This window comes from Mycobacterium sp. NAZ190054, from assembly GCF_001545925.1.
Taxonomy (GTDB): Bacteria; Actinomycetota; Actinomycetes; order Mycobacteriales; family Mycobacteriaceae; genus Mycobacterium.
The window spans coordinates 1-7,604 of the sequence record NZ_LMVQ01000180.1 but is presented as its reverse complement, the minus strand read 5'-3'; the positions used below and the strand labels follow the sequence as shown (position 1 = coordinate 7,604).

The window sequence follows — 7,604 nt, the reverse complement described above, 5'->3', positions numbered from 1 at the left end:
CGTAGTCGGGCTTGAACCACCACACCCCGGCCGCGGTGGCGATCACGTCCCAGATCACGAACACCGCGAACACCGGCAGCAGCGCGGCCACCCTCGCGAAACAGCCGGGCTGGGCGCCGGGACCGCCGCCGGGCTTCCAGCCCGCCGGCGAGGCCGTCCACAAGGGCGGGGTGATGGTGATCGTCGGCCCCGGCAACTACCCCGACCGCGGCGCGGTGGAGATCTACGGCGAATGCAAGAACATGAACGACCACCGCGACGACAACCAGCTCGCCGACATCACCGACGAGGTCCGGGCCGGCTGACCCCCGCTCAGCGCGGGACGTCGGGCGGGGTGATCGACCGCGGTGAAAGACCCAGCGACCGTACGTGTTCCGCCACCTCACCGAGACTCGCCACCCAGACGTCGTCGTGGTCGAGCACATAGCGCATCAACTCGCCCAGTTCGGCGGCCCGGGACGGACGGCCGGTCAGGAACGGATGGTTGGTGAGCACCCAGCAGCCGCCCACCCGCCGGAGCGCGTCGAACTCCAGCTGCCACAACTCGCGGGCCTTGCGCGGACTCTCGATCAGCCCGCTCCCGGAGATGTCCGGCAGGAAGCAGTACTGCTCCCAGTCGTCGAGCGCCCACTGGATCGGGATCTCGACCAGCGACCGGTCCGCGCCGGGGATGATCGCCAGCTCATAGGGATGGTCGGCGTCCATCAGACTCGAGTCGTACAGGAAGTCCCGCTCGGCCAGCAGCGCCGGGGTGCGCCACGACAGGTCCCACATCGGGGCCCGGTAGCCCAGCGGACGCACGCCCGCGACGTCGGCGAGCGCCGCCAGGCCGCGGTCCAGCGCGTCGATCTCCTGCTCCAGGGTCAGCGCGGTGGGCTGCTCGTGCAGATACCCGTGATGGGCGATCTCGTGCCCGGCGGCCACGATGCTGCGCACGGCCTGCGGGTAGCGGTCGGCGGTATGCCCCGGGACGAAGAACGTCGACCGGATCTGGTGTTGGTCAAGCAGATTCAGGATCCTCGGGATGCCGGTCAGCGGGCCGTAGGCCTGGTGGCTCATCACGCTCATGCGGGCCCCGACGCTCTCGTTGCCCCACAGGATCGCCGACTCGGCGTCGACGTCGAACGTGAACGCCGCCGCGGCGGTCCTGCCCTCCGGCCAGGGGAAGCGCTCCATCAGCCGACCATAATGCTGATCAGCTCGTAGGCCAGGTTGGCGGCGGCCACGGCGGTGACCTCGGCGTGGTCGTAGGCCGGAGCCACCTCCACCACGTCGGCGCCGACGATGTTCAACGCACGCATCGCCCGCAGCACCGCGACCAGCTCACGGCTCGTCATGCCGCCGATCTCGGGGGTGCCGGTGCCCGGTGCGAACGCCGGGTCCAGCACGTCGATGTCGATCGACACGTACACCGGGTGAGTGCCGACCCGTTCGAGCACCCGCTCGATCACCCCGTCCACGCCGATGCGGTCGATGTCGCGGCAGTGCACCACGGTGAACCCCAACTCGGCGTCGTCGAGCAGGTCGGCCGCGTCGTAGAGCGACCCGCGGATCCCGACGTGGGCGGAGTGCCCCTTGACCAACAGGCCCTGCTCGGCGGCCCGGCGGAACGGGGTGCCGTGGGTGCACGGAGCGCCGAAGTAGGTGTCCCAGGTGTCGAGGTGGGCGTCGAAGTGCACCAACGCGACCGGCCCGTGCAACGCGTTGACGGCCTGCAGCGCGGGCAGCGCGATGGTGTGGTCGCCGCCGAGCAGGACGAACCGCTGCTCGGGGCGGGTGACCAGATCGAGGATGCCGTCCTTGACCTGCGCCACCGCGGCGGCGATGTCGAACGGGTTGGCGGCGAGGTCACCGGCGTCGACCACCTGCGCGGCCGCGAACGGCGCCACGTCGAGCGCCGGGTGGTACGGCTTGAGCAGCCGGGACGCCTGCCGGATCGCGGCCGGGCCGAAGCGCGCCCCGGGCCGGTAGGTGACGCCGCTGTCGAACGGCACCCCGATCACCGCGATGTCGTGGTCTTCGACTTCGTGGCGCTGCGGCAGCCGCGCGAACGTGCCGAGGCCGGCATAGCGCGGGACCTGCTGGGCGTCGATCTGCCCGAGCACGCCGGATTCCGTCCGCATCCGCGGATCCTGTTGCACTGCGTCTCCTCGTTCTTTCTAGGCGCGGGTCCGGGTGGAGCCGCCGTTGCATGAGATCACCTGTCCGACAACGGCTTCGAGTGTGAAGTCGGACAGCAGCTCCACCGCGGCGGCGACCTCGTCGGGCGCGCCGATCCGGCCCATCGGTATCGCGTCGGCGTAGCTGCGCCGGATGTCCTCGACCGGGACGCCGGCCGCGTCGGCGTCGACCTGCAGCTGCCGGGTGTCGGTCACGCCGGGCGCGACCGCGTTGACGATGACGTGCTCGCGCGCGAGTTCCCGGCCCAGCGTCTTGACCAGGGAGATGAGGCCGGACTTGGACGCCGCGTAGGCGGTCGCGTCCGGCCAGCCCGTCACGCCCCACTCGCTGGTGATCACGACGATGCGGCCGGCACCGGCGTCGCGCATGTAGGGCAGCACGCTCTGCACCAGGAAGAAGGTGCCACCGAGGTTGGTGTCCACCACCTTCCACCAGTCGTCGCCGTCGTGCTCGAGCAGCGGGGCCATCGTCATGTAGGCATGGTTGGCCACCAGGACGTCGAGCCGGCCGGTGGTGGCGGCGACGTGGGCGGCGATCTCCCGGCACCGCCGCGGGTCGGACACGTCCCCGGGGGCGGTGAACCCGCCGATCTCGGTGGCCAGAGCCGTCAGTGCGTCACTGTCCTCGCGGTCGTTGACCGCCACCGTGGCACCCGCGGCCGCCAGCCGGCGGGCGTGCGCGGCGCCCATCCCCTGGGCGGCGCCCGTCACCAGTGCCACCCGGCCGCGCAGATCCGTGCTCATATCACCGCTCCCGAGTTGACGTTGACGACGTCGCCGGTGCTGAATGTCGCGTCGCAGACCAGGAATTCGACACAGCGGGCGACCTCGGCCGGGGTGGTGAGCCGGCGCAGCGGCAGCGTCTGCAGGTATTCCGGTGCGCGCCAAGGCGAATCGGCGGCCAGCAGCGGAGTGTCGGTCGGGCCGGGTGCGACGGCATTGACGCGCACGCCGCGGTCGGCCACCTCGGCGGCGAGACTGCGCACCAGCCCGAGGATCGCGCCCTTGGCGGCCGCGTAGTGTGCGTCCTCGTCACCGCCGCCGACGGCGAGTTCACTGGCCACCGCGACCAGCGACCCGCGCGCGGCGATCAGATCCGGCAGGGTGGCCCGGGCGACGTTCACCAGTCCGCCCAGGTGCACGCGCAGCATCCTGCGCCATGCGTCCGCGCTGATGTCGGACACCGGCGCCATCTCGTAGTACCCGGCCGAGGTCACCACGGCGCTGACCGGGCCTAGCCGTTCCCGGAGCCGGTTCACCGCCCCGGCCACCGCGTCGGCGTCGGAAACATCTGCGGCCACGCTGTTTTCGCCGGTTCCGGGCTTCAGGTCGAGGCATCCGACGGTGTAGCCGCGCGCGGTGAGCGACTCGACCACCGCGGCGCCGATCCCGCTGGCGGCGCCGGTGACGAGGGCGACCGGTCGCTCAGTCATTCGTCAGCGCCGGTTCCTCGTGATCTTGCGGCGCGGCGATCCGCGTCTTGACCGTTGCGTACAGCACCGCACCGAGGATTCCGAGCACCACGATCCCGATCCAGACCGACCAGTCCAGGTAGCGCTGCTCGAAGGCCACTCGCGGCCAGGCGATGTTGAGGAACTGCAGCACCGCCCACACCACGGCGACCACGGCCACCGGAAGGGTCCACCTGCGCAGCGAGAACGCCGCGGGCGTCCAGCCTTTGCGAAGCAGCACCACCAGGAAACCGACCAACGGGAACAGGAACGCCAGATAGAAGCCGCCGGCGGTGAAGTTCACCATCAGGGAGTAGATGTCCCCGGCGACGATGCTCAGCAGGAACAGGCCCGCGCCGATGACCGTGGTCACCAGGATCGCCACCACCGGGATGCGGGCCCGGCCGCGCAGCTGCACCAGCGTGCCGGCGGCGGGCAGCGCGCCGTCGCGGGCGTAGGCCCAGATCACCCGCGACGCGGAGGTCTGCAGCGCCAGGAAGCTGGCCAGGAACCCGATGACGAACATGACCTGGACGGGCTTGGCGATGCCGGCACCCAGCGCGGTGGTCAGCGTCTCGTACACCGGGTCGGCGACGGCGCCCTCGGCCACCGCGTCGAGATCCGGGATTGCCAGGATGATCGCCAGGCTGGAGTAGGCCACCACCAGCGCGATGAAGGCCAGCGAGAACAACACGGCCTTGGGCAGGTCCCGCCGGGGGTTGTGCACCTCCTCGGCGATCGAGCCGGCGCTCTCGAAGCCGACGAACGACCACCCGATGAACGCGACCGCCATCAGGAACGGGCCGCCGAGATAGGCCCAGGCGTCGAACTCGGCGCCACCGCCTTCGAACAGTACCGACAGCGAGTTGTGCCGGTGGAACAGCAGCAGCCAGGTGCCCAGCACCACCGAACCGATGACCTCGGCGATGATGCTGCCGATCATGAAGATCTTCAGCGCCTGGCGTCCGACCAGGTTCACCGCGGTGCCGGCGAGCAGGATGACCAGCGCGATCCAGGCCAGCGTGCCGCCCGAGGGTTCCTCGATGCCGATGATGTTGGCGGTGAACCCCGCCGCACCCAGCGCGACGGTGGCCATCGCGATGACCAGGGTCCACATGTAGACCCAGCCGGCGAACCACCCGTACGTGCTGCCCAGCAGCCGGCGCGACCACTGGTAGATGGACCCTTCGAGCGGCCAGCGCGACACCAGGGTGGCGAACACCAGGGCGACCAGGAACTGGCCGGCGAAGACCAGCCCGAAGCCCCACCAGAAGCTCGGCCCGGCCGACGACAGCGCCAGGCCGAAGATCCCGTACAGGGCGACGATCGGAGAGATGAAGGCGAACGCGAAGGCGAACGCCGAGCCCAGGGAGAACTCGCGGCGCAACTGTGGCTGCTGCTCTGCCGGGCTGACCAATGACGACATGGCTGAACTATCACGCTGGACGTGCGGCCGACGCCAGTCGTGGTGGCGAAGACGCAGCGATCGCACCGTCGCGGTGCCCCGGCGTTGAACGATCGCACAATGACGGCCGTCGCTCGTGTGACGTCCGCGTTACGCTCGCGGGGTGTCGGAGGTGCGTGCGGAGTCGGCAGCCCCGACCCTGCGGGACCTGCTCGAGACACCTGCGCTGAACCTGTCGGTTCCCGAAGGGGTGGCCCAGGAGCTGGATCGAGCGGTGAGCTGGGTGCACACCACCGAGATGCGCAATCCGTCCCGCTATCTGCGCGGCGGCGAACTGGTGTGCACCGTCGGGATCAGCCTGCAGACCGAACAGGACTGCGCGGTGTTCGTCGACGCGCTGGCCCGGGCCGGGGCCGCCGGGGTGTGCTTCGGGGTCGGCGACGGCCACGACACCGTGCCCGCGGCGCTGCTCGCGCAGTGCCGCACACACGGGCTGCCGATGTTGGTGGCGCCGCCGGATGTGCCGTTCAGCCAGATCAGCCGCTTCGTGGCCGAATCCCGGCTGGGCGCGGAGATCGCCGTCGCCCGTGCGACCAACGCGCTGGCGCCGGAACTGCTGTCGTCTCTGCGCCGGCACGACTCGCCGCGCCGGCTGCTCGACAGCGCGGGCCAGGTGCTGGGGTGCTATTTCCTGTTGGAACCCGAGGGTCTTCTGGAGCCCGACCGAAGTGCCGGTTCGGGCGAGGACGCGGTCAGCGTTGCGGTGCCGGGGCTGGGCACCCTGGTGTGGGTCGGCCGAGGTGACCGGCCGGAGCCGGCGGTGCTGGATCTGATCGCGCGGTTCGTCCGTGCCGCGCAGGGTGAGCGCGACATCGAGGCCGCGCTGACCCGGGAGCGGGTGGGCCAGCTGCTGTCGCTGGTCGAGCGGCGGATGCTCCTGCCCGATGCGCTGAACCAGCTGCTGGAATGGCCGGGGTTCGCCGCCGGTGAGATCGCGTGCTCGGCATGGCCGGCCGGTGCCGGAGCGCTGCTGTCGATGGCCTTCCCGGACGCGCTGATCGGCGACGCCCCGGATCTGTGCCTGATGTTGACGGTGGGCGCGTTGGAGGTGACCGAGGACCTCGCGTTGCCGACCGGGCACTCGGCGCCGGTGCCGTTGCCCGACATCGGCTCGGCGATCGCGCAGGCCCGCATCGCGTTGACGTTGGCCGAGCAGCGCGGCGGTAGTGTCGGGCCTGATCAGCTCAGCACGCTGGAGAGCCTGCTGGAGCAGCTGCCGTTGGCGCAGCTGGCCCCGTTCAAACAGTTGTTGATCGACCCGCTGGCCGAGCTCGACCACCAGCGCGGCACCCAACACGTGCGCACGCTGCGAGTGTTCCTGTCCTGCAACGGATCACTGAGCGACACCGCCAAGGAGCTGTTCCTGCACACCAACACGGTGCGGCACCGGCTGTCCCGGATCCAGGAGATCACCGGCCGGGATCCGCTGCAGCACAATGACTTGACGGCCTACATGATCGGGCTGTGGGCGGCCGACCGGGCGGAGGGCCCGGCGGGTTGAGCGGTGTGCGATGCTGTGCGCCGAGATTCACACCTGGGTCGTGACCTCGTCGCAACGGCGACCCTGGCTGCAATCTGGGAATCAGTACCGGGTATCGGCCGTTCAGGTGGTGCTGAGAAGCGCGACGGACACGGGGTGGCACGTGCTGACAGGATTTCCGAGGCCATGAACGACGGCTCGATCTCTACGGCCCTGTACCAATTCTTCGGGGCCTACTTCCGCCAGGACTGGGATCTGGAAGCCGATGACTGGCAAGGCATCGTCGACAACTACGCCAATGAAGATCCCGCCGCTGAGCCGCTCCGAACACTGGCCGAGGAGATCGACGACTTGCGTGAGGCCCGACCGGAACCGGACCTGAAGCAGATTCTGGTTTACACCATGGGTGCTTACTACTCGCCCGATCCACTGACCTCCAAAGAATGGTTAGGGCAGATCGCAGACCGGCTCCGCCAGCAGGCTGCCGCCGTCGACGGCAGAACTGCGAACGAGATCTCCGCAGGAAATCCTTGCGAGGCCGACAACCGGCAAGGCAATCCTGGACACGGTTCAGCTCGGGAAGTACCTGCTCCCTGTCAACCGGAGCCGACGACGCGCTGGCATACAGCGTGAACGAACTTCGCTATGCAACAACGGCTTCGAGCCGGAGATGCTGTGCCTGGCTTGAACGCCCCGGGTCAATCCGCGGACACCCGCCGTTCCCTGGGGGGCTCAGTTGGTGGTGGGTGGTGGGGGTTCGAATGGTGTGTACCACCACCATTGGGCGCGTTCGCCGGAAGGTCCGCGGTAGGGCCCGACCTCGGGTGGGGGTGTAGTGGGTGGACGGGCCAGCGAGCCGGGTTCGAGTTTTCGGCCGGCGCTGTCGGTGACGGTCAGCCGCTGCGCCGGCCCGGTCAGGGTGATACCGCCGCGGTGATGCAGCCGATGATGAAACGGACACACCAGCACCAGGTTGTCCAACTCGGTGGCCCCGCCGTCTTCCCAATGCCGGAGGTGATGGGCATGCA

Annotated in this window: 9 protein-coding genes; 3 read left to right on the top strand and 6 right to left on the bottom strand. The window is 69.7% G+C overall.

Going from position 1 to position 7,604, the window contains the following annotated elements; translation table 11 throughout:
• Positions 1 to 173: 173 nt before the first annotated feature.
• Entirely contained in the window at positions 174 to 305 is a 132-nt protein-coding gene (locus tag ASJ79_RS34750; protein ID WP_255374733.1) for a hypothetical protein, read from the top strand.
• 7 nt (positions 306 to 312) lie between these two features.
• Here ASJ79_RS34750 and ASJ79_RS14270 read toward each other — a convergent pair whose 3' ends face one another.
• From ASJ79_RS14270 to ASJ79_RS14250, 5 genes are read right to left on the bottom strand one after another with little or no spacing between them, the layout of a single operon-like run.
• On the bottom strand, positions 313 to 1,176 hold the full coding sequence (locus tag ASJ79_RS14270) for a polysaccharide deacetylase (RefSeq protein WP_067956210.1): 864 nt from the start codon (positions 1,174 to 1,176) through the stop codon (positions 313 to 315).
• Complete coding sequence (gene speB, locus ASJ79_RS14265; RefSeq protein WP_369803676.1) at positions 1,176 to 2,123, bottom strand: agmatinase; 948 nt, start codon at positions 2,121 to 2,123, stop codon at positions 1,176 to 1,178. Before speB ends, ASJ79_RS14270 begins: the two co-directional genes overlap by 1 nt.
• Positions 2,124 to 2,159: 36 nt before the next feature.
• On the bottom strand, positions 2,160 to 2,924 hold the full coding sequence (locus ASJ79_RS14260) for an SDR family NAD(P)-dependent oxidoreductase (protein ID WP_067956203.1): 765 nt from the start codon (positions 2,922 to 2,924) through the stop codon (positions 2,160 to 2,162).
• A complete protein-coding gene (locus ASJ79_RS14255; RefSeq protein WP_067956196.1) occupies positions 2,921 to 3,613 on the bottom strand; it encodes an SDR family NAD(P)-dependent oxidoreductase in 693 nt (230 codons plus the stop codon). The genes ASJ79_RS14260 and ASJ79_RS14255 overlap by 4 nt, the downstream gene beginning before the upstream one ends.
• On the bottom strand, positions 3,606 to 5,057 hold the full coding sequence (locus ASJ79_RS14250) for an APC family permease (RefSeq protein ID WP_067956192.1): 1,452 nt from the start codon (positions 5,055 to 5,057) through the stop codon (positions 3,606 to 3,608). The genes ASJ79_RS14255 and ASJ79_RS14250 overlap by 8 nt, the downstream gene beginning before the upstream one ends.
• 142 nt (positions 5,058 to 5,199) lie before the next feature.
• Here ASJ79_RS14250 and ASJ79_RS14245 point away from each other — a divergent pair, with 142 nt between their 5' ends.
• Together ASJ79_RS14245 and ASJ79_RS35045 are read left to right on the top strand one after the other, a co-directional pair.
• Positions 5,200 to 6,597, top strand: coding sequence for a PucR family transcriptional regulator (locus ASJ79_RS14245; protein WP_156448443.1), 1,398 nt, complete (start codon positions 5,200 to 5,202; stop codon positions 6,595 to 6,597).
• Positions 6,598 to 6,732: 135 nt separating this feature from the next.
• Positions 6,733 to 7,209: a contact-dependent growth inhibition system immunity protein gene (locus ASJ79_RS35045; RefSeq protein ID WP_369803674.1), complete on the top strand. Its 477-nt coding sequence runs from the start codon at positions 6,733 to 6,735 to the stop codon at positions 7,207 to 7,209.
• A 99-nt stretch (positions 7,210 to 7,308) separates the two neighbouring features.
• Here ASJ79_RS35045 and ASJ79_RS31030 read toward each other — a convergent pair.
• A partial coding sequence (locus ASJ79_RS31030; RefSeq protein ID WP_197420212.1) for an HNH endonuclease signature motif containing protein occupies positions 7,309 to 7,604 on the bottom strand: 296 nt, incomplete at its 5' end.